Raw genomic sequence first — 24,303 nt, forward strand, 5'->3', positions numbered from 1 at the left:
CGTGACCAAATACTGATTGCGCTCGAACCAGGCACGAAAAATATTTCTCACGCTCGCACGAAACCTTCTCGCATGGGATGAAAAGCTGTTTCATCTGGCTCTCCAAACATTGCCGCCAGCAGCGTGTGTTCGGAAAACAGCTCAAAAGGAACGGTCCTGAACAGAGATTTATTTCGGAACACCAGGACGCGGTCAGCGAAGTCGAAAAACTCCTCGATTTCACTCGAAAGATAGAGAACAGCACCACCCTGATCGGCAAACTTCCGAAGTTGGGCATAAAGCTCCTGCTTCGTAGCGATATCGACGCCGCGCGCCGGATCGTCGAGGACGATGATTTTCGGCTCCATCGCAAGCGCGCGGCCTATCAGGACTTTCTGCTGATTGCCGCCGCTGAGCGACGTAATCAAGTTCGACTCATGTCCCACCTTAATCGACAGCCGCCGCACCTCGCCGTCGAATGCCTGCTTCAACGGGCGCCTTTTGATCCAGCCATATTCCCCAAATCGGGATCGGTAGAGCGGCAACGAGAAGTTTTCGAAGATCGACAGGTTCGGAAATATGCCCTCACGCGCGCGGTCACCGGAAACATAGGCGACACTTTTGCCCGAGGCCCCGGACGCCACCTGAAATGCATCCCTGGCGTCGCGACCCAGCACGGATACAGTTCCGCCTGACGGCGCGCGCAGCCCCGCTGCGATCCGAAGGAAATCGCCGTGCCCCTGCCCGTCCAGTCCGGTAACGCCCACGATTTCACCGGCGCACAGCTTGAAATCGAATTGCGGCGCGCCGCGTTCGATTTCAAGTCCGGTTGCCGACAGCACGACGTCGCCGACAACTCGGTTAGCAGGGGAAGCGGCAGCCGCTTTGGCTTCCAGGATAATGCGCTTTGCCGACATCGCGCTCAGGAGCCTGGACTCGTTGATGTCTGCTCCGACGAATTCGTCAACCACCTCGCCGTCACGCAGCACCGTCGCACGGTCGGCGATTCGGACCAGTTCGGCGATCCGGTGTGTAACGATGATGATGCAGCAGCCACTTTCGCGAAGTCTTTTGATTTCGGTATGAAGCCGAGCGGATGCGTCCAGATCCAGGGCCGCCGAAGACTCGTCGAGAATCAGAACCCGGGGATTGGCCAGCAAAGCGCGCGCGATGACGATCCACTGCTGGACGCTGAGCGGAAGATTTCGAACAATCGTGTCCGGGTCAATTTCTGTCTCGGTAAACCGCTTGAGCAGGTCGCGGCACTGACGCCTGGCGACGGCGCGCGTACGCGAACGTTTCCATAAACTGTCGGTTCCTGCGAAGATGTTGTCCACGACACTCAGAGTCTCGGCAACGAGCACTTCCTGAAAGATCATCGCGACACCGAGCGCACGAGCCTCCATCGGGTCGCGCGGGCTCCGACCGAAAATCGATACGCGGCCCGAGTCGGGCAGCACGACACCGGAAATCATTTTGGCGAGTGTCGATTTTCCGCTGCCATTCTCCCCGACGATCGCATGAACTTCGCCTGGGCTGATCGTCAGGCTGCAGCCGTTAAGCGCGGTAGTTTCACCGAAACGCTTGGAGACGTTTTGAACCAGAACCTTGCCCGTGAGGTCATCCATTACGGGTCATCGCTCTTTTCCTGCTGGCACAATGAACGTCCCGCTACCCGAACGCATCTGTTCCCGGACCGCCCGCATGGATATGCGAACGGTCCGGGCAAAACGTGCCGACTACTTCTCCGGCTTCCATTTCATTGGATCGCTCGGCCGAAGGAAAACCTGATCCGCCAGAGATGAAGGAAACCAGTCCTCGGCCTTCGGCTCAAGCCAGTTCGGATCGTCGGTCTTACAATTCTCCGAGACCTGAGCCTTGTTGTCCTCGTAAGAGTATTTCATAACTTTCCGAACGATCGACTGAATTTTCGGGCCCTGTCCTTGCAATATCCGCAAGGTCACGTTCCAGCCAAAATAGATCTCTCCGCCCGGCGGCCAGATGTAGAATGCGGTATCGGCCCATTCCGGGTGCTGACGCCAATAGCACGCGGCCCCCGCCTCGCCCTGAAGGCTCATGGGTACAACCGGCCGACCCGATTGCAACATCGCCTGCAGAACTCCATTTTCGGAAGGCGACTGCAACACGATTCCATCGATCGGTTCAGGATGCGTCGCCAGGAACTTCTGAACCTCGACCTGCGCAATCTGGTCGGTCCATTTACCCTGCACCGTTCCGGCCAGCTTGACGTTCGGATATTCCGAGATCGCCTTGAGTGCTCCCTTGTCAAAGCTATCGGACGTATTCACGCCGGCGATACCGCTCACCATCAAGATGTTGCCCTTGCCGCCAATCTTTTCGATCACAGCTTTCGCAAGTTCGTAACCACCGTCGACGTAGTTCGCCATCGCGCTGACAGCCTCCGGCGCACTGACAAATCCGTCATAGGAGACGACTGGAACGCCTTTGTCATAGGCGTATTTAATCGTCTGATTGAGTGCCGTGGGATTGGAGCAACAGAGGAAAATGATGTCCACGCCTTGATCGACGAGCTGCCGCATCTGCTGAATCTGCACCGCGTCCTTGAGGTCGGACTGGGTAATCACGACGTCCTTGACCAAGCCGGCCTTCTTGGCCTCCGGCACTAAAACATTCATCAAATGGTTCATCGCCACAGCGCGCCAGGTATTCCCTGCATAGGAACTTGCGAAGCCTATCGTCCACGGTGGACCATGCTTCGGCTTGAAGTCACGCAGCATGCTGGCGCCCACAGGCACCTTGGAATCCAGGCCCTCATAGGCCTTTTGAAGATCAGGAGGCAAATCCTGCAGTCCGTCGGCAAGCGCCGCGCGTGTCCAGAAAAGTACCGCCACGAGTGCCGCAAAGATCACAAATAACCTGTTTTTCACTGGTCCCGTCCCTTTAGTTGGCGCCACGGATTTAAGCAGTTGCAATATCTCACTCATCAAGTGCTGGATTATCGATCGGGAGTCCGAGCAGCACGCGACCATAGGCTGCTGCGTTTACGTCCCAGTTTTGAGTGGTGTGCCGATTACCGATCGTGAAATCGGAAAAATAAAGCGAGAGCGGGTTGCGTTCGTAAGCAACCGCTCCCCCGCTGGCTTCGAGCACAATATTTACAGCCGATGCGTTGAGCCGCCCTGCATAAGTGGCGAGCGCGCGATATCGTGCCCGGTCTTCCGTCGTCGTCATCCTGCCGCTATCAGCCGTAGCTTGCGCATCTTCGAGGACGGCGTATATCAACGTGCGTGCGGTCGTGACCGCCGCTTGCGCTTCGGCGACCTTCACCTGCTGCGTGGTGTAGTTGGCGAGTTTTGCGCCGGACATGGTTCCCGCACGGTTGCGGGCCCCAGCAATGTAATGCTCGACGGCGGCTTCAGCGATTCCCAGTGCCGCGCTTCCGATATAGCAGCCGAAAAGCGCGTAGGCCGGCAGATGGTAGAGGGGCGCCTTGTTGACCGCGGATCCCGGACCTCGGCCATGTCCTTTCAACTGGGCCATCTGGACCGACATGTGGCTTGGCACAAACACTTCGTTGAGTGCGACGTCGTTGCTCGCCGATCCCCGGAGCCCGATCGTATGCCATGTATCGATGATTTCGGCCTTTTCCCGCGGGATCAGAAAATGACGATCATCAATCCGGCCGTCGGATTCCTCACAGTCTCCCGTGAAGATCAGCCAGTCCGCGATATTGGCGCCGCTTACGAAAGGCCACCGTCCAGAGACGATGTAGCCGCCGTCGGTCTTGCGCACCTTGCCTAAACCCGGAATGAGGATGCCGCTGACAAGAGCGTCGGGCATGCTGCCCCAAATCTCTTCCTGACCAGCCTCGGGCCACTGGGAGATCATGAAATTGTGCAACACATTCTGCGCGGATATCCACGCGGTGGACCCGCACCCGCTCCCGATCGCGCGTAACACATCGACTCCATCCTTGAGTCGCGCCTCCGCCCCGCCATATCTTTTCGGTTGAAAGATTTGCGCCACGCCAGCGCGCTTCAAGTCTTGCTTCGTCGCTTCGGGCGGGCAGCGATTTTCGTTGGTGACAGCCGACCTGCTTCGCAGCGTCGGAATAAGAGCCCGGGCGCGTTCAACGATCTCGGCACCCGAATGACACACCTTAGAAGACGAGAAGGACGCTTCAGCTAGCTTAGATTGTTCAATCATTATAATGTCTTAACTCATTTTAAGTTTATGTAATGGATATTCTAGAATGGATAATCTATAAACGCAAGCCCGCGCGAATCCCGCGATTTTCGTGTAGTGTTCGGGTCACTCGCAGCCATCAAGGATTGAGGACCTTTTTTGCCTAAACTCGGAATGGAAACTATTCGCCGGCGTCAGATCATCGACGCGGTCGTGGCGATCATTGAATCGCGCGGCTGGAACGATCTGACATTTCAGCAGGTCAGTCGCGTTTCCGGAATTTCGACCGGCGTCGTCGTTCATTATTTTGGCAATAAGCGAGAGGTGGTGCTGGACGCGGTGGCTGAAGCCGGCAACCGCCTCGATCGAACACTCAAGGATGTTCGCAAAGCGAACGCCCGAGCAGAAATTCAATTGTCGCGGTTGAATGATCTTCTATCGACGCCCGCCCAGCATGATCTTCCAGGGCCCCGATTCTGGATCACGGTGTTGGCAAACAGCGCCTTCGACGATGCCGAACTGCGCGCCGAGATGGCGCGCATGCTGGACCGCCTGGCAGAAACAGCGGCGGAAACGTTTCGCTTGGGGGTATCTCAAGGCGTGTTTCGGTTGGCGCGACCGCCGGAACAGATCGCGGAAGATTATATAACCGTCGTGCTCGGACTTTGGAGTGCGGAGGTCGCACGAGGAAAGTCCGCCGGCCGTTCGTTAGCGTTGGCGCGCTTCGGAGCAACTGAACTTGGAACTCCGAACCTGCAGGAACTATCTGCTTAATGGCACGAAAATTGCCTGAGTTTAGGCAATGACCAAAATTCACAAGCCAGATTTTTCCCGCGGCAAACCCAAGCATCAAGAATTCGATGCGATCGAACGAGCCGAGCGGATGATTCCTGCGCTCAGGCAGAATGCGCAACTGGCGCGCGAGCTCCGCCGGGTACCTGACGAAACGCGAGAGATGCTCCGGGCATCGGGACTGGCCCGCATTCTCCAGCCTCGCCGGGTCGGTGGCAGCGAGATGCCTCTCGTTTCTCTTCTCGATGTCCTGTTGCCGATCGGCGCCGGATGCGGATCAACAGCGTGGGTTCTGGCCCAGTATCTGATCCACAATTACATGATCGCGCGCTGGCCAGAGGAAGCGCAGGAAAAAATCTGGTCGCGGCCGGACGCCCTTATCAGCGGCATCCTGGTGCCATTGCACGGGAAAGCGCATCGAACCACGGATGGCTATCTGTTGTCCGGTCATTGGTCGCTTGTCAGCGGCGTCCACGAAACCGACTGGTGCATTCTTTCGGCGACAACGACCGGCGTGAAGGGACCCGGCGAAGACTGCAACTTTGTCGTGCCCACTTCCAGCATCGAAATTCTCAACACCTGGAATCCGATCGGCCTACATGGGTCCGGAAGCGATGACGTTCAGGTCCGCGATTTGTTCGTGCCGGATCACATGGTGCTGCCGGTCAAAGCCGTCAACGGCCATGATGCGCCGGGATGTGCAGTTAATCCAGGACCGATCTATCGTCTCCCCTGCTACATGATCTTTGGAACGCTACTCGCGAGCACGGTACTCGGCATGGCCGAGCAAATGTTCGAAGAGTTTCTTACCTACGCTTGCAGCCGCACGTCGGTGATGAACGCCGCGCCGGTCGGCTCGTTCGCCACCAGCCATCTCGACGTCGGCGAAATATCCGCCATATTACAGGCCTCCGAAGCCCTCTTGCGAGCCGATCTGGTGGAGATGACCGAAATTGCCGAAGCAGGCCGGACGCTGAATGACAAGCAACGCTCCAACTATCGCTGCAATGCCGCTTTTGCTGCGCGCTGTGCGTCCCGCACCGCGAGCTTGATCATCGATCTGGTCGGGGGACCCGCGGTCTCCGATGCAAACTTCATTTCGCGAACCTACCAGGACATCTTCGTCGCAACGCGACATTCGAATTTGAACTGGAATGCCAACGTCACGGATCACGGCCGGGCGCGATTCCGCATGTCGCTCAGCAACACCGCGCTTTGATTCAGGGTTTCGGCCTGACACGCGTCCAGAACTCATCGAATTTTTGGGTATCGAAGAAAGCGATGACCTTGAAAACCCTGGCATCCTTCATCTGAAGGTACCAGGTGTAGTTATTATGATAAGGAAGCCCGTCGTGTCCGATGGCATCGAGATCGAAAAGGACAATGACCATGTCGCCGTCGGCGTAGATGCCGTGCACCGTTGGAACCAGCGGCTTGGCCATTCGTGCATTGAACGGAATGCGTACCTGATCGATAAATTCCTGTTTGCTGTGGTAGGTTTTTGACAGCGGCGACGAACCAACGATCACCCATTCGACGTCGGGAATAAGCAGATCGAACGGGCTACCTTCGCCTCTTCCCCAATGGTCGAAACTTGCCTGAACGAGCTGCTTGTTGGTCTCTTGCGTGGAATTTGTTGCCATATCACATCCAGATTACGCATGTAGGAATTGACCGACGCCATGTTGATGATGACGCCATCGCGCGATATTCCCTAGTGGGTGTTGAATATCTCCTGGTACGCGGCCACCGACTTCTCGGTCGCCGCGATTTCGGCGCCCGTCGGGTTCGCCGGGTCGGAAGCCTTCGGCAGGCACCCAAATTTCATCAAGGCGGCCATCAGCAGGAGACGGGCTTTGATCGAATTAAGATTCGACCCGGAAATAAAAATCGGGTCGAGATCTGAAAATCCCTCAGGATTGCCACGGCCCACACGCACGACGGGAACGCCGCTGAAGATGGCTTGCGTAAGGATTGCCGTTCGCACATCCGACGTGAGCTTACCGTATGGATTCATTCCTTCTGCAACCACGCCGACGAGACGGCCGGTGCGAAGCTTGTGAGCCAACAGAAACTGCAGGTCTTCTTCGATCGCATGATCGTCGCCAAAGTCTTCTCCGCAGTAGGTGCCATCCTTTACAATGGCAACCGAAGGGACCGCATTTTCAAGCAACTGACCGGCCTTGTCCTTGAGGACCAAATCAAAGGTTTCCAGGCCTTGCGCGGCCAGACGAACGGCCATGACGCTCTCGGGAAGGCGCGTCATATTTACCTCTGACAGGTAGGTGTGCTTGTAAGCGGGCAGATACTGCAGCGAAACGATGTTGGCATGGGTGAACTGTCCAAGAATGCCGCCGTGGCCGCCGCTCGCAATGTAGCCCCCGGCTCGCGCATCCACCTTCGTCACTTCGCGGGCGGCAAAGATCTGCCGGTCTTGAATTGCGACAACGCCCACGCGATTCATTCCTCCCGCATCGGCCCAAATGCGAGAACGGATGTAGTTCAAGGAATCAACAATATTGATCGGGCCGTCATTGCTGATCTGGCCTTGCGGTCGCTGGGCAGAGTTGCAGACAATCGGCCGTTGCGTATCGATGAGTAAATTCATCCAATAAGATGTTTCTTCCACCGCCGAGCTGTTCTGTGTCCAGATTGCGCCGTCGTATGACCCGCTGGCCATGATCGCCTGGACGTCGTTTGTAATCTTGGCGAGCACGGGCCGTGGAGGAGACGCCCACAGATGAAAAGGCCGATAGGGAAAAAAGTTTCGTCCCCTTTCCTCCGGCAAAATGTCTCCGGCTCCGACGTCGGTTCGTTCACTTGCCGGGACACCTTTGGTGTAACCGCCTGGAGGAGCCACGCGATAGTAATCCATCTCGGCAATCGAGCTGACCAAACTGGCATGACCGTCAATGCCGATACTGAGCCTGTCGATTTCCTCGAAGCTGCGCGACCCATCCGGATAGAAAGGTTGCCGGGCAACGTTTGAAAGCGGCGAGACAGTGTCGTCCTCCCAGGCGGAGCCGTCTTTCTGACGAGCCATATAAGGGAGCGGATACAATCCGTCCTCCGGCTGCATCTCTATTTCGTAGACCGCCTTATCCGACGCATCCTTGCGCTCGCGATTGAAGACGCCGCTGGTTGAAAGATATCCGTCCGGCGGACCATACAGTTCTGCCGAATCCGCTTCCAAGGGATGGGCTGAAAACTGCTCGACATAAACCTTGGCGGGCGCAGCCAATCGCTGGGGTCGCAGCGCATCGAAGCGCTCTTCAGGCAAGGGCGGCAATTTGTGGCGTGTTCGCGCTTTCGCGGATGTCACGAGCGGCGGCGTGTTTTGAATGGTCGCCTGATCGCCGGATAGATGTGCAACGCGGATTTTGGTCATACACACGTTTCCCTTCAAGGCTGGAGAGCAACGGCAGATCCCGTCATCAGCTCCGAAGCAAGCGAAGAAAACGATCGCTCCGGATTACCCGCGGGCTGATCACCCTGGATTCCGGATCCAGGATTTCATCGGCGAGCCGAGCTTCGTGGGTGTTCTGCTAAGTCGGCATAATTGGAAGACTGACACTCGAAGGATGGGTCGCGTCATGAAACACCGTCTGGCTTGCCGGTATCCATTCAAAGGGTGCTTCCATGCCGATCGGGCCACCCGTATTTGGGTTGCGGTCGATTCCCGGAAAGTTGCTGCTTGTTACCTGGAGGCGGATGCGATGGCCGGCCTCGAAACGATGGCAGCACGCGCCGACTTCGATCGTATATTCGTAGATGCTATCGGGCTCGATCAGGCTCGGTTGATCGAATCCGTTTCTGAAGCGCGCGCGGATGACGCCCTCCTGAATGTTCAATGATCGGCCATCAGGAGACACGTCGCACAGCTTGACCACCCAATCAGTGTCGCGTGCAGAACTTGCAGCGAAAAGATGCGCTTTCACGATGCCGGCCACCCAGACCGATTGCTCCAGAGGCGGCGAACTGTAAATCAACACATCGTTCCGCACTTCGACATTCCGCTGGTCCATCGGCCCCATCGGCGCGGCCTCCGGGTAACAACAGGAATGCCCGCCAATGCTTTGTACCGGTGCCGTCGGGTTGTAGAAAAAATAATCCGCGGGTTCGATCGCACCGGGTTCTTCGAGGTTCAGAACGCCGTTGCCACTGAGCGAGTTGGCACGCCCGGCGCTGTGCAAATACCAGGTTTGCGTGGTCACTCCGGGTAACGGCCAGTGGTCCGCGTCGTGCCAGGTGTTGCTTCCGGTCACAAAAACTTTGACGCGCGGCAACGCGTCAAGGGCCTCACGTCGTCCTTTTGTCCAGGCATCGAGCCATGCGAGTTGATATTCGTCCGCCATATTGCGCGCCGCGTCGCCGAAATCCACTGCGCCGACCTGTTGGGTCCAGGGTATGTGATACCAAGGCCCGACGAGAAGCCGATGCTCGGACTGCGTTTCCGATGTGAACCGCTCATAGGCATGCATGGTCTGCGTAACGAAGCTGTCGTACCATCCGGACAGATGCAGGCAGGGCACGCCAATCTGGTTGAACCGCTCGCCAATCTCGAATTCCTGCCAGTAGGCGTCGAAGGAAGGATGCTCGAGATAGTCTTTCAGAAACGGCATCAGATCCGGTTCGACGAGAAACGGAATGTCTTTCAACGCAAGCGTTGGCGCCGCGCCGCCGCAACCTGCGGCATGGCGGATATCTTCGAGCAGGTCAGGACGGTTGGCGCGGCGAGCAGCGTCCGACGCCAGCAGCAACGCCCAATCGAGAACGGCCGCAAGACCGAAAGCACCGCCAACGTGAGTCAGCCCGTCATACATACCCTGCGGATAGAAACCGGGAATCGCCGTGACAAGCGCAGGCGGTTTCTCGGCCGCGGCGAGCAACTGATTGAGGCCGGGCAATGAGAACCCAAAACTGGCTACTTTTCCGGAGCACCAGGGTTGCTCCGCGCACCAGGCGATCGTGTCGAAGCCATCTTTCCCGTCGCCGCGCAGTGGATAGAAATCACCTTCGGAGCTACCGCGGCCTCGCGAATCCTGCACAACCACGCCATAGCCTTGGCGGGCGTACCAGGCAGGGTGAGCATAAACATAAGCCTGCGCCAGGCGCTTGTCATAGGGCTGGCGCTGCAGGAGCGCCGGAACCTTTTCGCCGGATTTCGGACGCCAGACATCGCAACTCAACACCGTCCCGTCTCGCATCTTGACCGGAACGTCCCTCTCGCACAGTACATCAGCCATAGCGCCCTCGTTCGCTTTCACCATTTCAACGATCCTGATCCTGAGTGAGTCTTCGGCGACGAACATCGGTTTCGGCGACGCATGTCCCGTGCGAATGAATTAAGTGTCGTTGAAGCTGCCATGGATAAGCATCATGCACGATGGGCCTCCCGCCACGGCGTCACAAGTCGTTCAAGCAGTGACGCGGCCAGAAAAAGCAAAATCCCCATGAAAGCGAGAACGGTGATCGCGCCAAACAACCGTGCCGTCTGAATCTGAGCGCCCGCCTGGATGATCAAATAACCGAGGCCCATTTCCGAGCCAATCCACTCGCCGATAACTCCGCCAATCACCGACAGGGTTGCAGATATTTTCAGGCCCGACATGATGAATGGAAGCGCGCTGGGAAGCGTGAGCTTCGTGAATGTCTGAAACCAGCCGCCGTTGTACGCGCGAAAAAGAGTCTTTATTTCCGGGTCCACCGACGTAAAGCCGGTGATGGTGTTAATTGTCAGCGGAAAAAAGCAGATCAGCGCTGTGGTGATCACCTTTGGCAAAATGCCGTAACCGAACCAGATGATGAATACGGGAGCGATTGCGATCACGGGGATGGTTTGCGACGCCACCAGCAATGGATAAATGGCGCGATTGATCAGGCGAACATGGGAGACCAGGAATCCCAGGATCATCGCCACGACGAAGGCGAGGAAGAATCCGAAGATCACATTTTTCAGTGTGAATTGAAAATGCTGCCAGAGCAGCCAGCGATCTTTGAGTATTTGCGCCGCGATGTCGGAAGGCTTCGGCAACACGAAGACCGGCACTTTGAAGAGAACGCAAAGCCATTCCCACAGCATGAAAAACGCCCCGAGAACGATCATCGGCGCGACGAAATCGCCGAGAATTCGGGCAAGCCTGTTATCAGAACGCTCCATTAACTACCCTTAGGACGGCATCGCGTTAGCTGAGCGGAACACATCAGCCTTGCAGCTTGGGAGAACCATACGCTTTCATGATTTCATCACGCAACGCGGTGAGCAACTGGTGCTTGATTGCGCCGAACTCCGGAGTCGTGGTGATTTCATGAGACGATCGGGGACGTGGCAGATTTACGTCGATGCTGGCCTTCAACCGCCCGGGACGCGTGGTCATGACATAGACACGGTCAGAAAGGAAAATTGCCTCGTCGATATCGTGGGTGATGAAGACAATGGTGCGGTTAAAGCGCGTCCAGATTTCCAACAACCACTCCTGCATCAGACTTTTCGTCATCGCGTCGAGCGCCCCAAAAGGTTCATCAAGCAACATCACGTCCTGATGCGACAACACGGTGCGCATGAGTGCTGCGCGTTGCCGCATACCGCCTGACAGACGCGACGGCCATGCGTTTTCGAAACCCTGGAGGCCGAAAGTCGCCATCAGATCGCGTGCTTCGCGCTGCGTGGCCGCGCGGCTGCGATTTAACAGCTCGGCACCGAGCGTCACGTTCTGCAGAACTGTGCGCCAGGGAAGCAGCAGGTCTTTTTGCAGCATGTAACCGACTTGTCCCTGCCGGCCTGCAACCGAACGGCCGTCAATCAGCACGTCGCCCACATCGGGTCTGATCAGGCCCGCAATAATGTTAAACGCTGTGCTTTTCCCACAGCCGCTGGGGCCCACGATGGAGATGAACTCACCGGGTCGCACATCGAGGCTGACGTCCTCGACCGCCGCAGTAATACTGCCTTTGTTGGCGAATGCCTTGCTTACATTTCGAAGCTGGATTTTCAGATTATCGGTGGCCATTCCAGTTCTTTCTGCGGCTAGCCGGCATAACCGCGAAAAGCAAAGTGCGCTGAGCGAGGACCGTCATGGCGGGGGTTGAGCTGCAGCGCCGCTTCAAGTCCCCCATTGCTCTGGAGGACTTCCCTTCATGAAGTACCTGTCTTCGTACCGGCCAGGGAGGGCCTCACGGCCCCATCAAAACGGGTGTCTGCGGCAACACTGCATTGGAGAAGGCTCCTGCAGCATCGATTTTCTTTTCGACAACCTTTTGCTCATAATACCAATCGGCCATCTTGGTCCACAGTTGCGCGTCCTGCCATCCCAGTCCGTTCTTGGCGGTACCTTCGTCCCGCACGATCTTGTCGATGATTGAACGTGATTGCTTGGCGAACTCTTCCGAAACCTCCGGGACATGCGCCAGCAGAATTTTGCGCGCCTCATCGGGGTGCTCCACAGTCCACTGCTCTGCTTTGAGCACGGCCGTGTTGAAGCGGCGCAGAAGATCAGGTTTGGTTTTCAGCATCTCTTCCGACGCAATAATGCAGAAATAATAACCGTCCTGCACGCCATAGTCCGTAAATTGCATGTAGTTTGGGTAGACGCCGGTGATCTGCTTGAAAGTACCCAGCTCGTACCAGGAAACGGTGTCAGTGAGGTCGGCTTTTTTGGCTGCAACAATGGTTGGACCATTGAACTGCACCGTTACGACCTGAATCTTTGACTTATCGATTCCGTTTTTAGCTACGAAATCCCAGAACATCGCGCGATTGTTCGGCATCGGGGTCAGCCCGATGATCTTGCCCTCGATGTCCTTTGGCTTCGTCAAATGGTCTTCCGGTCGGGACGAAAGACCCAGCGTGGTCTTGCGGTGGATGGCCGAAATCGAAACGATCGGCACTCCCTGCGCGCGCGCTCCGATGATGTCGCCCGCATAACTGATTCCAACCTGGTCCTGACCGCTCGCCACCAGTTTGATTGGATCTGTGGCAGCCGCCGGCGGATGCATTTCGACATCCAGGCCTTCGGCTTCAAAGAAGCCATTGTATTTCGCGACAACAAACTCAGTGTGCTGTGGGCCCGGAACCCAATTTAGCGCGAAGCTTACCTTGTCCTTTTCCGCGGCCTGCGCGCTGCTCAACGCGGCCAACGCGGAAAAACCCACCACGGCCAGTGCGCATGTCCAGCGATCCCAAACTGATTGCGTCATTCTATCCATGCCCCTTTTAAATCGCTCCCAGCGCTGCAGAATTGCGTCAGCTGCCTGCACTTAGAATATACGTTCTAGAATAGATATTCCATCAACGCAAGCCGATTTGTGCATCGCACTCCGGGACGAGCAGGATTTCTCGCATCGAGCGTGTTTGGCCACGGGTGTTATGAGGGGTTCTCAAAATGTCGGTGGCAGCGGATCACCAGGAAAACACCCGCCGCGTAGGATCGTAGCGCGCCGCTTCGAGCGCTCTCTGATCGAACATGTTTCCTTTGGAAAGCGACCGGTTCGCGGCATATTCGCCGGAAACGGCTTGGCAACGATCGGTGATCGGCCGAATGCGCTTCTCCCAGGCCGGCAAAGCATCTTGCACGTTCGCGATTTCGTCGAGCTCCATCGCGAGGCTGTAGGAATTGACCATGGCGCAGCCCGCCCCTTGTGCGATCGCCGGGCACATCGCGTGGGCGGCGTCTCCAACCAAGGCAACCTTGCCTCTCGTCCAGACGTCCAGCTTTGTCGTCTCGTACCGGTCGTAACGAGCGGCTTGCAGCTTGGCGGCCTCGATCAACACCGGTTCAAGAAACGGAAACATCTCGACCCAGCAATCAAGCTGGATCGGCACACGCGAGCCATTGGGATCGGTGGCAGGCGCCATTAAACCCAGATAGAGGTCGTTGTCGTTGCAAGGCGAATAAAGGATGCGCTGAACGCGTGGCCAGAAATTCCACATATCGATCGTGTTGTCCCACTCGCCATGACCAAGTTCCTTTTTCTTGCGGGGGACGATGAGACGGATCAATCCGTCCGTCGATATCCATCGGTCCTGTTCGAAGCCGATGGAGTCCCGGACTTTCGATCCGACCCCGTCAGCCCCGACCACAAGATCAGCCTCTCGCACTTCGCCGTTCGCCAGCGTGATTTGCCCTGAAGTTTTCGCTTGAACAACCTCGGAATTGACAAGAACCTCGACGCCCTCCGTCTTCGCTTTTCGCGCCAATGCATCGTGCAGGTGCTGACGCGTCATGATGCGCCAGGGAAGCCCGTTGAACGTTTCGCGTGACACGCTCTTGTTATGCATCCAGGTTTCGTACGCCGGCGGCGTGTGCGAGCCGGAAAGCACGTCTTCGAGGATCCCAAGTCCTTCGAGAACCCTTAAACCGTTGTGCCAAAGATAGATGCCGGCGCCGAACGCGCGCAATTCCGGACCCTTCTCGTGCAAGCTCACGGTCCAGCCGCGCTGCCTGAGCGCGATGGCCGCAGTGAGGCCAGCAAACCCCGCACCCGCGATCTCCGCATGCCGCGTCTTTCCGTTGTGCCGGTTGATGTTGGTCATTTTGATCCGGGTTCCTTCAAATAGGCAGGCCGCCACTCCGCGATGGCACGATCGTCGGTGAAACTGCCCGGCTTAATCATCCGTTCGCCGACAGGACGATTGCAGCGACCGCCTCGGGCGCCTCTTCCGGCACATAGTGATCGGTATTGTCGATCTGAATCGCCTGCATGTCAGGGCGCAATCGCTTCGTCGTCTCCCAAGCCTCTGGCGAGACAAGCTTGCTGTGCGCTCCGCGGACGAGCACAACCGGTACCGCAACCTCGGAGAATGCGACAACGAGATCCTCCCGCAAGCCCTTGGCAGTCCCGGCCATCGCGTCAGGATCGGCCAGCGGCCAATATTGGTCAGCGATCTTCCGGTAACCATGCTTCGCTCGTCGGCGCACAGCGTCCGGCGGCAGGTTGACATAGCGATTCTGCAGATAAGTCTCGATGTCGCCGACCGAATCGAACGGGCGGTTCCCGCCATTCACGCGCGACTCCAGCGTATCGAAGACATCATCCTCAATGAATGGCGTGAAATCCACCGCAACGACCGAACTGACGAGGTCAGGGCGTCGCACAGCCGCTACAACGGCGTTGCGCGCTCCGAGAGAATGGCCGACCAAAACAGCAGGCCCACAGTCCAGCGTCTCGATCAGCGATAGCGCATCGTCGGCGAATGCAGCAGCAGAGTAGTCGCCTTCGGGCTTGCCGCTGCGTCCGTGACCGCGCTGGTCCACCGCAATCGATCGAAAGGAGCCCTTGGTAAGATCAAGTATCGGATCCCAGACCGCGGCTACGGCGGTAATCCCATGCATGAAAATTGCGACCTGGCCGCTACCGGCCTCCCGTCCATTCAGGGCGATGCGCGGCGTCTCAATGAGGTGCTCCCGAATAGCTTCACTGTCTTCGTTCGTGGTCAATCGCATTAGCTGTTCCTCACCGTAACAAAGAATGCGAGCAAACGTCATGCCACCGCTCAGCTGCTGATGCTTCCACCGCTAATGTTCCCCGCGCCGGAACGGCTGCATCAAGGCTTGCGGTACCCGCGCGCGCTGCGTTGACACCACAAGTGCCGCTATCGAGAGCACATAGGGGATCATCAAAAATATCTGAGAGGGAATTGCCCCCGCAACCACCTGCTGGAGGCGAAGTTGATAGGCGTCGAATAAACCGAACAGAATGGCACCGAGCAGAGCCTTCCACGGCTTCCATGACGCAAAAACCACAAGCGCGGTACATATCCAGCCGCGGCCCTGCACCATCGTTGGAAAGAAGCTGTTAAATACCGCGATGGTGAGAAATGCTCCCCCCATTCCCATGAGGGCGCTGCCAGCGACGACAGACCATATCCTGATGCGAATTGGGTTGAGTCCCTGCGCCTCGACAGCGTGCGGATTCTCGCCTGTCATCCGAATAGCCGTGCCCAGAGGCGTGTAGACCAGAACGTAGCCGACGATCACGGTCAGAATGATGGCGACGTAGGTCGGCGCGGCCTGCACGAAGATGGCCTCTCCGAGAAACGGAATATCTGACAGTAATGGTACGCGCCACGGCTGAAAGGGTACTATGGTTGGCGGCGATGCAGCCATCGGAACGGCGAGGCGGAACGTATAGTAGGCCAGGCTCGAGGCGAACAGGGTTATACCGAGGCCCGTAACATGCTGCGACAGGCCGAGCGACACGGTGAAAACAGCATGAATCAATCCGAATAACGCACCGATGAGTGCGGCCGCGAACAGTCCGAGCCAAAGATCGCCACTACGGTAGACGGTCAGCCAGCCCACCATTGCGCCTATTGTCATGATGCCTTCGATGCCGAGATTGAGCACCCCCGAACGCTCGCACAGCAACGTACCGAGCGTGCCGAAGATCAAGGGCGTCGCAATGCGCAGCGTCGCCGCCCAAACGCTGGCCGTCGCCAGGATGCCGAGCGCGTCCATCATCTTCGAATCCGATAATTGGTAAACAACAGGGAGAGCAACATCGTCAGAAGAGACACCGATACGATGACATCGGCGATGTAACTCGGAATATTGAGGGCGCGGCTCATCCCGTTGGACCCGACAAAAACCAGCGCTACAAAAATCGCACTGGCGATGACGCCCAGAGGGTGAAGCCCTCCCAGCATGGCAACGATGATTCCGGAATAGCCCCAGCCGGGCGACATGTCGGTCGTGACATATCCTCTCACGCCAAGAACCTCGATCGTGCCGGCAAGACCCGCCAATCCGCCTGAGAGGCCGGCCACGACCAATAGCGACCGCGGCAGCGATATGCCCGCGAAGCGCGCGGCCTCGGGGTTAAGTCCGGCTGCCCGAACCTGAAGACCAAAGACCGTCCGAGCCTGTACAAACCAGACGGCCAGCGCCACGACGAATGCCAGCAGCAAACCGACATGCAGACGGCTGCGCGAGACCAAAAGCGGAAGCGTGATGCTCGAATCGACCGCAAAGGACTGTGGCCAGCCCAGCGCGTCCGGATCCCGCAACGGTCCTTCGATCATCATGGACACGAACAGGAATGTAATGAAATTCAGAAGAAGCGTGGTGACGACCTCGTCAGCGCCGGTGCGGATTCGAAGAAAAACCGGCCCGATCAGCAGGATCGCTCCCGCCGCGGCGCCGATCAGGATGACCAGGGTAATGGCGAGGGGCGCCGGGAACATGGCGACCGCTGAGTGTCCGACGGCCGCGCTCGCGAGTGCGCCGGCATAGAGTTGACCTTCAGCGCCGATATTCCAGATCCGGGCTCGAAACGCGACTGCAGCGGCGAGGCCCGTGAAAATCAAGGGAGTAGCCCGGACCAATGTCTCCGTGATCGAGAGCCGGGAGCCGAAAGCTGAAACGACAAGCAACTTGTAGGCCTTGAATGGATCTGCGCCAGCCAAGGCAATCAAGAAGCCTGCGATGATCAGCGCGCTCGCAATCGCGGCCAGGGGCGCCGCCACGACAAGGGCCATCGAAATGTCGACGCGCCGTTCGAGTCTCACTGGGCAGTCTCCCAGACACCTGCCATCATGAGGCCCAACGTCCGCGCATCGGCAGCTTCTGCGGCCAGCGGCGCTGAAAGCGAACCCTTGAAGATCACCTGAATCCGATCAGCGAGCGCGCAAACTTCATTGAGATCTTCGGAAATCAGCAGCACGGCCGTCCCGGACGCCCGCGCGGCCAGGAGTTCCGTATGAACCGACGCAATTGCGCCCTCGTCCAGGCCGCGGGTCGGCTGGTTGGCGACCAGCAATCGCAATTGGCCAGCCAGATTGCGGCCGAGGATGAGTTTTTGCATATTGCCCCCCGACAAGCGGCGGACCTGCTGATCGACGTCGCCGCCGCGAATATCGAACCGCCGGATTAATTCTGCCGCAAAAGCCCGGGCACCTTTCCGGTTAACGAGGCCAAACCGGGAAAATCTGTTCTCACCAATACGTTCGAGGACGGCGTTTTCCCAGATGGCCATTTCGCCGACGACGCCTTCGGCGTGACGATCTTCGGGGATGCGGCCGACGCCGGCGCTGGCCGTCGTCCGAGACGATTCCATCGTTGCACCGTCGAGCGTCAGGCGCCCCTGGGTTGGCGGATCAATCCCGCAAACAACATGACCGAGCGCAGCCTGTCCATTGCCGGAGACTCCAACAATACCGAGCACCTCGGCGGCGCGGACCGTGAAATTGACGTCGCGAAGCTTGACCTCGCCACGCTCGATAAATCCAAGTTGCTCAGCGGCGAGCACTACACGGCCGGGCTCGCTGCGTTGTCGGACCGGACGGTTGACGCGGCGCCCGACCATGAGTTCGGCCAACGTCGCCTGGTCCGTATCACGCGTCCGCCTCTCGGCGACGATCCGGCCGGCACGCAGAACGATGACTCGGTCGGATGCCTCCATGACCTCACCGAGTTTGTGAGAGATGAAAATGATCGAAAGACCCTTCTGCGCCATCGTCCGTAACGTGGAGAACAGACGCTCTGCTTCCGGCGCGGCCAGCACCGCCGTCGGTTCGTCCAGAATCAGAATACGTGCGTCGCGATAGAGCGCCTTTAGAATTTCAACGCGCTGCCGTTCACCCACCGAAAGGTCGCTGACATAAGCGTCGGGGTTGACCGCGAGCCCAAATTGTTCGGCCAGCGCGATCAATTTGCGCCGGCCACCGGCTCGGTCCGACGCCACGCGATTGAGCGCCTCGGTGCCCACCATGACATTTTCAAGAACGGTCAGGTTATTGGCCAGCGTGAAGTGCTGATGGACCATGCCGACGCCGGCAGCGATAGCGGCGCGCGGCCGGCCGAGCTCCATTTCCCGGCCAAAGACGGCAACTTGTCCCGCATCGGGTAAAAGGTGCCCGAACAAAATATTCATCAAAGTGGTCTTGCCGGCGCCATTCTCGCCAAGCAACGCCACCAACTCTCCCTCGTACACCTTGAAGGAAATATCATCGTTCGCGACGAGCTTTCCGAACGTTTTAGTTATCTTGTAAAGCTCGAGTACTTCGCGCTGGCGTATGTCGACGTCCGTCACGGAGATCGCAGAACTCATTTCCTTGGGATCATGTACAACCATGGCAAGCCTCAAAAGTCCTGACAGGATTCCAGGACTTCACGGCTGCTACAGCCATCGCGACTTCAACCGCCTCACGCCGGGTTTGAGGCGTCGACAGGGATCTCCAATTTCCCCGACATGATCGCAGCCTTGCGCTCTTCCATCGCGGCGACCGCTTCGGGGGTGACGAGATCCTTGGCATAGACCAGTTCGTTTCCGCCATTCTTCATCAAGGAATATGACGAATAATCCTTGTTCATGGGATTTCCGGCGCGGTAATCGGCGATGAAACCGTCGATGATCGGCCTGAACATCCAAACGGCGTTGGCAAACACGGTTTTCGGATAACGCGGCGTATAGTCCAGGTAGTTGCCAACGGACAGAACGTTGCGCGCCTGGGCGCCATCCGCGGTGCCAATTCGTTCGCCAAACAGGATGTCGGCTCCAGAATCAATCTGGGCGGTGGCGGCTTCTTTCGCTTTAGCTGGATCGAACCACGTCCTGATATAGGCGATAAGAAACTTGGCATCGGGCCGGGTCTGTTTAACGCCAAGACGAAAAGCGTTGACCGGCACGTTGACCTCGGGAATGGGGAAGCCGCCGACGGTTCCGAACACGCCGGTTTTCGACATCTTGCCGGCCATGACGCCTGCCAGATAAGCCGCCTCGTGATTAAAGGTCTGGAAGACACCGAAATTGTTAGCCTGGGGCTTGCCGCCTGATCCCATCAAAAATCCAATTTTTGGATATTCGGCGGCAACCTTACGAACGTCCCCTTCGACGGTATAAGACTCACCCCAAATGATCTGGACGCCCTGCTCCGCATATTCGCGCACAACGCGCGGATAATCCGCCGTAGCCACGCTCTCGGAGTAAACGTAGTCAATGACCCCATCTTTCGCCGCGGCGGTCAGGGCGGCATGGACACGTGAACTCCAGGCATTTTCAAGTGGGACAGCGTGTATGCCGGCCAGCTTGATCTTGTCGGCCGCGCGGACCGGGCGGCCCAGCAACGGGACAGCACTTGCAGCGGCGGCCGTCGCGATCAATCTGCGCCGCGTCAGCATGGATGATTTTTCGATTGGAGATTTCATAACGCGCCCCATTTGTTTCGCGAGGCCCCATTCGGAACCAAGATCAGCAGGAACTTATTTGGCTGAGATTAGACCTACGACGCAGGCCAACAAGTTCAAACAACCGGCATGAAATGCACGCGGGATGAGCGAAGACCGGTCTTTTCGCCCACTTTTGCATACGTAAGCACATCTGGTGGGCAAGTGCGTGAGGCGTGGAGCATCGCGTCGGGAAAGCGTGCATGAGCGAGCCGCGTTAAAATCGTTCAGCTCCTGCGGCAATGATGTTGGTGGTGTTAATCCAATCACAGGCAGCAGACTCGCAGGTCGATGGCCCGCTTTTTGCTAGAAATCCGGCGTTATACAAACCTGGGAGATACGCCTTGAAGCGGAAGATGCATCTGGCTTTCGATTTTTCGTGGCATGAAGCCGACGCGCAATGGCGAAATCCCGAATCCTGGGTGGGCGCGCATTTTCCAGCTCCGGGAGTTTTCGAGGACCTTGCCCGTCTGTCCGAAGCGGGCGGCATCGACATGATTTTCTTCGGCGATGGCACCGGCATTCCCAACAACTTCAAGGGCGGCATGGAGGAAGCCATTCGTTATGGCATCGGCTGGCCGCGGTTCGATATGAGCCCGTGGATCACCCTGATGTCGCGCGTCACAAGTCATATCGGGTTTGGGCTGACCTATGCGTCGACATTCATGCATCCCTTCTACACCGCGAGGCTTCTCAACTCGCTCGATCACGTTACCAACGGCAGAATGGCTTTCAATGTCATCACGTCGCTGCGGATGTCCGATTTTGCGAATTACGGTTTTGACGAGTTGCCGGATCACGGCGCCCGTTATGACCGGCTCGAGGAATTCATCGATGTCTGCAGGGCACTGTGGACCAGTGTCGAGCCAGACGCGTTCGTCTGGAATCGAAAGACCGGAATCGTCGCCGATCCAGCGAAAGTACGTGCGATCAATCATGTCGGAAAATATTTCAAGGTCAAAGGACCACTGAGCGTGATTCCCTCGCCGCAGCGTCAGCCTGTCATCCTCCAGGCGGGCGGCTCGCCGCGCGGCACCCGCGCCGCGGCGCATGTCGCCGATCACGTCTTCGGTATGGCCAGGGCTATTCCATCGATGGCAAAGCAACGTAATGACCTCGATTCTGCCCTTGTCGCCGAAGGCCGTGACCCGCAGAAGGTCGGGATTTTCTGGTCTACCAGCGTGATCGTGGCCGAAACCGAACAGGAAGCACTCGCGCTCAAGGAAAACATGCTTGCGGACTTGCCGGAAGATGCAGTCGGTGTCTGGCTGTCGCATAATACCGGCTTCGACATGGGGACTTTGCCGCCGCGCTTCACGCTGGCCGAAGTCCAGGAGCGCATCGTCGCGGCAAATGCTTCGCCTGTGGGTTACATCCATATTCTCGCGCAGGAGATCGGAGATCGTACCGAGATCACGCGTGAAGAATTTTTCCACCACGGCGTGCGAGCGGCGACCGGTTACAACACGACGGTTGCAAGCAGTGCCGCGAAAGTCGCCGATCAGTTGGAGGAAATGTTCGAGGCAACCGGTTCTCGAGGCGGCTTCATGATCCCGATCTCGCAGGCGGGGCACCGGACACCCGTCATCAATATCATCGACCATCTGGTCCCTGAACTACAGCGGCGAGGTCGATTCCGGACGGTCTATGAAGGCCGCACCTTGCGCGAAAATTTAGCCGACGAGTGAGGTGTCTCACGCACGCCTCGGTAGGGCCATTAAAGAACACACGTCAAATTACCAAGCGGATATCGCCACCCTGTCGTTCATTGCATCCCGCTGGATTAGCCGCATTCTTCGTGAACGCCAGGCGCGGTCCAGCAAAAAATCCGGATTTTTGCTCGAATTGGATTCGACGTGCTGCTCAAAAAAACTGCAGGATGGGCGTCAGGCGACCTTGATAAGTAGGAAACTTCAAGCCTAAACTATTTAGGCCTAAAAGACTTCGCTGACTATTCTTTGTACTGAGGATGGTTCTCCACGTCCGGCGCCCCCAAACTTTGGCGCACCGAACTTCGGCGGACCGCGGGTGACACACGTCCCACGACCATCATGGTTCGGGCGTTCAAGGGGGATCGTTGCATGAGTTTCAGGAACTTTGCCTTAAAGGCAGTTTTGGCAGCCGCTGCACTGAGCGTCGCACTGCCATCCTACGCCGCTGATCCCGTCAAGATCGGCGTCGGAATCGCAAAGACCGGCCCGTTCGCGCCGGCCGCAATCCCCACTTTGAATGCGTATCAAATGTGGGCGGACGATTTAAACGCCAAGGGCGGGATGGATGTCGCCGGTACCAAGCGCCCGATTCAGTTGGTCGTATATGACGATCAATCGGACTTTACCAAGGAAGCCGCGATCTATGAGAAGCTGATCACCGACGACAAGGTTGATCTGCTGCTCTCGCCTTATGCCACGCCGTTCCATTTTGCGATCGTCGGTGTTCTCGAGCGATACAAGTTTCCGATGGTCGGCAGTACGGCAGCTTCGGTTCAGCTCCGAACGATCAAGCCGGGCAATATCTGGTTTCCGACCTCGGCGATCCCGGACAAAATGGGACCCGAACTCGTCAGCCTGATGAAGAAACAGGGCGTGAAGACGGTTTCGATTTCAACATTGCAGTCGCCCTTCGCCCAGGAAATGGAAAAGTATGTCAAGGCCGCGCTGACGGATTCCGGCATCAAGCTGCTATCCTCTCAGCAATACGCCATGGACGTGAAGGATATGACCTCCATCGTCAGCGCCATTAAAAAAGAGCAGCCCGATGCGGTGCTGTCGCTTTCCTTTCCCGCCGACTCGATCCTCTTCATGAAGGCCGCGCGGGAACAGGGATTAACCGCGCCGTTCCAGTTCGTACTGGTAGGTCCCACCGCCGACTTCTTCGGCAAGATATTCGGCAAGAACCTCGACGGCGTCATGACGATGGGACATTGGTCGCCGTATCAAACCAAATGGCCAAAGGGAATGCCGTTCTTCGAGGCCTATTCGAAGAAATTCAACCAGGCGCCAGACTATCTGGACGTGGCGCTGGCCTATATGTCCTGCGAAATCACCGAAGCCGCCGTGGCAAAGGTGGGCCTGGACAAGGAAAAACTGCGCAAGGAGATTTCCTCCACGACGTTCGATACGATCGACGGTCCTGTGAAGTTCACAGGGGTGGAAAATTCCACCACTCCGACGATGTTCCTCCAGATTCAGGACGGCAAGCCGCAGATCGTCTGGCCGCCCAAGGAAGAGACGGCCCCGTTCCAGAAGAAGGGACCCTGGGTAAACTGAACGAGCGTAGTTGAGGCGACATCCTATCACCTAACCTGGCGGCCCGATGGATCAAATCGCCTCGACTCAACTCCTGCTTTCGGCCCTGATACTGGCTTCGATTTACGCACTCGTCGCTCTGGGCTTGAATCTGATCTACGGCACCATGCGCCTCCTCAATGTGGCGCATGGTGACCTCATGATGCTTGGCGGATACTTTTCTTACTGGGTGTTTCAGCTCGTTGGAATCGGACCGTTATGGTCCATGTTCGGGGCCGTTCTACTGACGGCCATCCTTGGCGCAGCGTGTTACCTGAGCATCGTGCGTTATGTAATCGGAAACCGCGAACTCGCCGCCAGGCTCGAAGCCAATTCTCTGCTGATCTTCTTCGGATTCGCGATCATCATCCAGAACGGTCTGTCCATGGCCTTCACCTCGGATCCTCGAAGCTACGGCTATCTCAACAGTATTCTGGCAGTGGGCGACGCACGGGTCGAATTGAACCGGCTGGCGGTTCTGGGCCTCGGTACGGTCGCCAGCGCCGGCTGCGTGCTGTTCTTCCAGTTCAGCCGCTTCGGTCTGGCGACCCGAGCCCTGATTCAGCAGCGCGACGCCGCCTCGCTGGTTGGCATCAACGCCGACCGCATCCAGCTTCTGGTATTTTGTGTCGGCTTCGGAATGGCCGGCCTTGCAGGGTCGCTGGTCAGCATGACCGAGACGGTAACGCCATTCGGCGGATTTCCTTATACGATTTCCGCCTTCGTGGTCATCATCCTCGGAGGGCTCGGCAATCTCGGCGGCGGAATTCTCGGCGCTGTTTTACTGGCCATCATCGAAATTTATGGGGTTGCCTTGACGTCCGCTGCGTATCGCTCGATCCTGCTGTACGGTGTTTTCATCACTGTACTGCTCATTCGCCCGCAGGGCCTGCTTGGGCGTAGTGCGCGATGAAAGA

At 57.6% G+C, this 24,303-nt stretch carries 20 protein-coding genes; 5 read left to right on the forward strand and 15 right to left on the reverse strand.

Features of this window, described 5'->3' with window-relative positions; all coding sequences use genetic code 11:
- Positions 1-47 precede the first annotated feature (47 nt).
- From HB676_RS15665 to HB676_RS15675, 3 genes are all read right to left on the reverse strand, one after another.
- Positions 48-1,607, reverse strand: coding sequence for a sugar ABC transporter ATP-binding protein (locus tag HB676_RS15665; RefSeq protein ID WP_213738729.1), 1,560 nt, complete (start codon positions 1,605-1,607; stop codon positions 48-50).
- 111 nt (positions 1,608-1,718) lie between these two features.
- On the reverse strand, positions 1,719-2,945 hold the full coding sequence (locus HB676_RS15670; protein ID WP_213738730.1) for an ABC transporter substrate-binding protein: 1,227 nt from the start codon (positions 2,943-2,945) through the stop codon (positions 1,719-1,721).
- Positions 2,938-4,167: an acyl-CoA dehydrogenase family protein gene (locus tag HB676_RS15675; protein WP_213738731.1), complete on the reverse strand. Its 1,230-nt coding sequence runs from the start codon at positions 4,165-4,167 to the stop codon at positions 2,938-2,940. The genes HB676_RS15670 and HB676_RS15675 overlap by 8 nt, the downstream gene beginning before the upstream one ends.
- Positions 4,168-4,305: 138 nt before the next feature.
- On the opposite strand from HB676_RS15675, the gene HB676_RS15680 reads away from it, so the two are divergent.
- Complete coding sequence (locus tag HB676_RS15680) at positions 4,306-4,920, forward strand: TetR/AcrR family transcriptional regulator (RefSeq protein ID WP_213738732.1); 615 nt, start codon at positions 4,306-4,308, stop codon at positions 4,918-4,920.
- Positions 4,921-4,948: 28 nt separating this feature from the next.
- Positions 4,949-6,157 (forward strand): acyl-CoA dehydrogenase family protein, encoded by a 1,209-nt coding sequence (locus HB676_RS15685; RefSeq protein ID WP_213738733.1) that lies wholly within the window; start codon positions 4,949-4,951, stop codon positions 6,155-6,157.
- Position 6,158: 1 nt separating this feature from the next.
- Here HB676_RS15685 and HB676_RS15690 read toward each other — a convergent pair whose 3' ends face one another.
- The 12 genes from HB676_RS15690 to HB676_RS15745 all read right to left on the reverse strand — a co-directional run bounded on the left by HB676_RS15690 (position 6,159) and on the right by HB676_RS15745 (position 20,069).
- Positions 6,159-6,581, reverse strand: coding sequence for a nuclear transport factor 2 family protein (locus HB676_RS15690; protein ID WP_213738734.1), 423 nt, complete (start codon positions 6,579-6,581; stop codon positions 6,159-6,161).
- Between the two features lie 71 nt (positions 6,582-6,652).
- Positions 6,653-8,326: an asparaginase domain-containing protein gene (locus HB676_RS15695; RefSeq protein WP_213738735.1), complete on the reverse strand. Its 1,674-nt coding sequence runs from the start codon at positions 8,324-8,326 to the stop codon at positions 6,653-6,655.
- Between the two features lie 157 nt (positions 8,327-8,483).
- Positions 8,484-10,250, reverse strand: coding sequence for a CocE/NonD family hydrolase (locus HB676_RS15700; protein ID WP_213738736.1), 1,767 nt, complete (start codon positions 10,248-10,250; stop codon positions 8,484-8,486).
- A 65-nt stretch (positions 10,251-10,315) separates the two neighbouring features.
- Positions 10,316-11,020, reverse strand: a complete 705-nt coding sequence (locus tag HB676_RS15705; RefSeq protein WP_213738737.1) for an ABC transporter permease — start codon at positions 11,018-11,020, stop codon at positions 10,316-10,318.
- A 121-nt stretch (positions 11,021-11,141) separates the two neighbouring features.
- Positions 11,142-11,948 (reverse strand): ABC transporter ATP-binding protein, encoded by an 807-nt coding sequence (locus HB676_RS15710; protein WP_213738738.1) that lies wholly within the window; start codon positions 11,946-11,948, stop codon positions 11,142-11,144.
- A gap of 163 nt (positions 11,949-12,111) precedes the next feature.
- On the reverse strand, positions 12,112-13,134 hold the full coding sequence (locus HB676_RS15715) for an ABC transporter substrate-binding protein (protein WP_213738739.1): 1,023 nt from the start codon (positions 13,132-13,134) through the stop codon (positions 12,112-12,114).
- 202 nt (positions 13,135-13,336) lie between these two features.
- Positions 13,337-14,470 carry an NAD(P)/FAD-dependent oxidoreductase gene (locus HB676_RS15720; RefSeq protein WP_213738740.1) on the reverse strand — a complete coding sequence of 378 codons (1,134 nt, stop codon included), beginning with the start codon at positions 14,468-14,470 and terminating at the stop codon, positions 13,337-13,339.
- Between the two features lie 76 nt (positions 14,471-14,546).
- Positions 14,547-15,380, reverse strand: coding sequence for an alpha/beta hydrolase (locus tag HB676_RS15725; RefSeq protein ID WP_213738741.1), 834 nt, complete (start codon positions 15,378-15,380; stop codon positions 14,547-14,549).
- Between the two features lie 72 nt (positions 15,381-15,452).
- Positions 15,453-16,397 (reverse strand): ABC transporter permease, encoded by a 945-nt coding sequence (locus HB676_RS15730; protein WP_213738742.1) that lies wholly within the window; start codon positions 16,395-16,397, stop codon positions 15,453-15,455.
- Positions 16,394-17,443: an ABC transporter permease gene (locus HB676_RS15735; RefSeq protein ID WP_213738743.1), complete on the reverse strand. Its 1,050-nt coding sequence runs from the start codon at positions 17,441-17,443 to the stop codon at positions 16,394-16,396. Before HB676_RS15735 ends, HB676_RS15730 begins: the two co-directional genes overlap by 4 nt.
- Positions 17,440-18,984 (reverse strand): ABC transporter ATP-binding protein, encoded by a 1,545-nt coding sequence (locus HB676_RS15740; RefSeq protein WP_213738921.1) that lies wholly within the window; start codon positions 18,982-18,984, stop codon positions 17,440-17,442. Before HB676_RS15740 ends, HB676_RS15735 begins: the two co-directional genes overlap by 4 nt.
- A gap of 95 nt (positions 18,985-19,079) precedes the next feature.
- A complete protein-coding gene (locus HB676_RS15745; RefSeq protein WP_213738922.1) occupies positions 19,080-20,069 on the reverse strand; it encodes a BMP family ABC transporter substrate-binding protein in 990 nt (329 codons plus the stop codon).
- A 374-nt stretch (positions 20,070-20,443) separates the two neighbouring features.
- Between HB676_RS15745 and HB676_RS15750 the strand changes: the two genes are divergently transcribed.
- The 3 genes from HB676_RS15750 to HB676_RS15760 all read left to right on the forward strand — a co-directional run bounded on the left by HB676_RS15750 (position 20,444) and on the right by HB676_RS15760 (position 24,299).
- Complete coding sequence (locus HB676_RS15750; protein ID WP_213738744.1) at positions 20,444-21,787, forward strand: NtaA/DmoA family FMN-dependent monooxygenase; 1,344 nt, start codon at positions 20,444-20,446, stop codon at positions 21,785-21,787.
- Positions 21,788-22,180: 393 nt separating this feature from the next.
- Positions 22,181-23,368 (forward strand): amino acid ABC transporter substrate-binding protein, encoded by a 1,188-nt coding sequence (locus HB676_RS15755; protein ID WP_213738745.1) that lies wholly within the window; start codon positions 22,181-22,183, stop codon positions 23,366-23,368.
- Between the two features lie 46 nt (positions 23,369-23,414).
- Positions 23,415-24,299, forward strand: coding sequence for a branched-chain amino acid ABC transporter permease (locus HB676_RS15760; protein ID WP_213738746.1), 885 nt, complete (start codon positions 23,415-23,417; stop codon positions 24,297-24,299).
- Positions 24,300-24,303: the final 4 nt, after the last annotated feature.

The sequence above is a fragment of the Bradyrhizobium sp. dw_411 genome (genome assembly GCF_018449695.1).
Lineage (GTDB): Bacteria > Pseudomonadota > Alphaproteobacteria > Rhizobiales > Xanthobacteraceae > Bradyrhizobium.

What these genes read in the sequence shown, in the direction of transcription:
- HB676_RS15665 (WP_213738729.1), bottom strand. Translation starts at nt 1,607, where the DNA reads ATGGATGACCTCACGGGCAAGGTTCTGGTTCAAAACGTCTCCAAGCGT.
- HB676_RS15670 (WP_213738730.1), bottom strand. Translation starts at nt 2,945, where the DNA reads ATGAGTGAGATATTGCAACTGCTTAAATCCGTGGCGCCAACTAAAGGG.
- HB676_RS15675 (WP_213738731.1), bottom strand. Translation starts at nt 4,167, where the DNA reads ATGATTGAACAATCTAAGCTAGCTGAAGCGTCCTTCTCGTCTTCTAAG.
- HB676_RS15685 (WP_213738733.1), top strand. Translation starts at nt 4,949, where the DNA reads ATGACCAAAATTCACAAGCCAGATTTTTCCCGCGGCAAACCCAAGCAT.
- HB676_RS15690 (WP_213738734.1), bottom strand. Translation starts at nt 6,581, where the DNA reads ATGGCAACAAATTCCACGCAAGAGACCAACAAGCAGCTCGTTCAGGCA.
- HB676_RS15695 (WP_213738735.1), bottom strand. Translation starts at nt 8,326, where the DNA reads ATGACCAAAATCCGCGTTGCACATCTATCCGGCGATCAGGCGACCATT.
- HB676_RS15700 (WP_213738736.1), bottom strand. Translation starts at nt 10,250, where the DNA reads ATGTTCGTCGCCGAAGACTCACTCAGGATCAGGATCGTTGAAATGGTG.
- HB676_RS15705 (WP_213738737.1), bottom strand. Translation starts at nt 11,020, where the DNA reads ATGCTGTGGGAATGGCTTTGCGTTCTCTTCAAAGTGCCGGTCTTCGTG.
- HB676_RS15710 (WP_213738738.1), bottom strand. Translation starts at nt 11,948, where the DNA reads ATGGCCACCGATAATCTGAAAATCCAGCTTCGAAATGTAAGCAAGGCA.
- HB676_RS15715 (WP_213738739.1), bottom strand. Translation starts at nt 13,134, where the DNA reads ATGACGCAATCAGTTTGGGATCGCTGGACATGCGCACTGGCCGTGGTG.
- HB676_RS15720 (WP_213738740.1), bottom strand. Translation starts at nt 14,470, where the DNA reads ATGACCAACATCAACCGGCACAACGGAAAGACGCGGCATGCGGAGATC.
- HB676_RS15725 (WP_213738741.1), bottom strand. Translation starts at nt 15,380, where the DNA reads ATGCGATTGACCACGAACGAAGACAGTGAAGCTATTCGGGAGCACCTC.
- HB676_RS15730 (WP_213738742.1), bottom strand. Translation starts at nt 16,397, where the DNA reads ATGATGGACGCGCTCGGCATCCTGGCGACGGCCAGCGTTTGGGCGGCG.
- HB676_RS15740 (WP_213738921.1), bottom strand. Translation starts at nt 18,984, where the DNA reads ATGAGTTCTGCGATCTCCGTGACGGACGTCGACATACGCCAGCGCGAA.
- HB676_RS15755 (WP_213738745.1), top strand. Translation starts at nt 22,181, where the DNA reads ATGAGTTTCAGGAACTTTGCCTTAAAGGCAGTTTTGGCAGCCGCTGCA.
- HB676_RS15760 (WP_213738746.1), top strand. Translation starts at nt 23,415, where the DNA reads ATGGATCAAATCGCCTCGACTCAACTCCTGCTTTCGGCCCTGATACTG.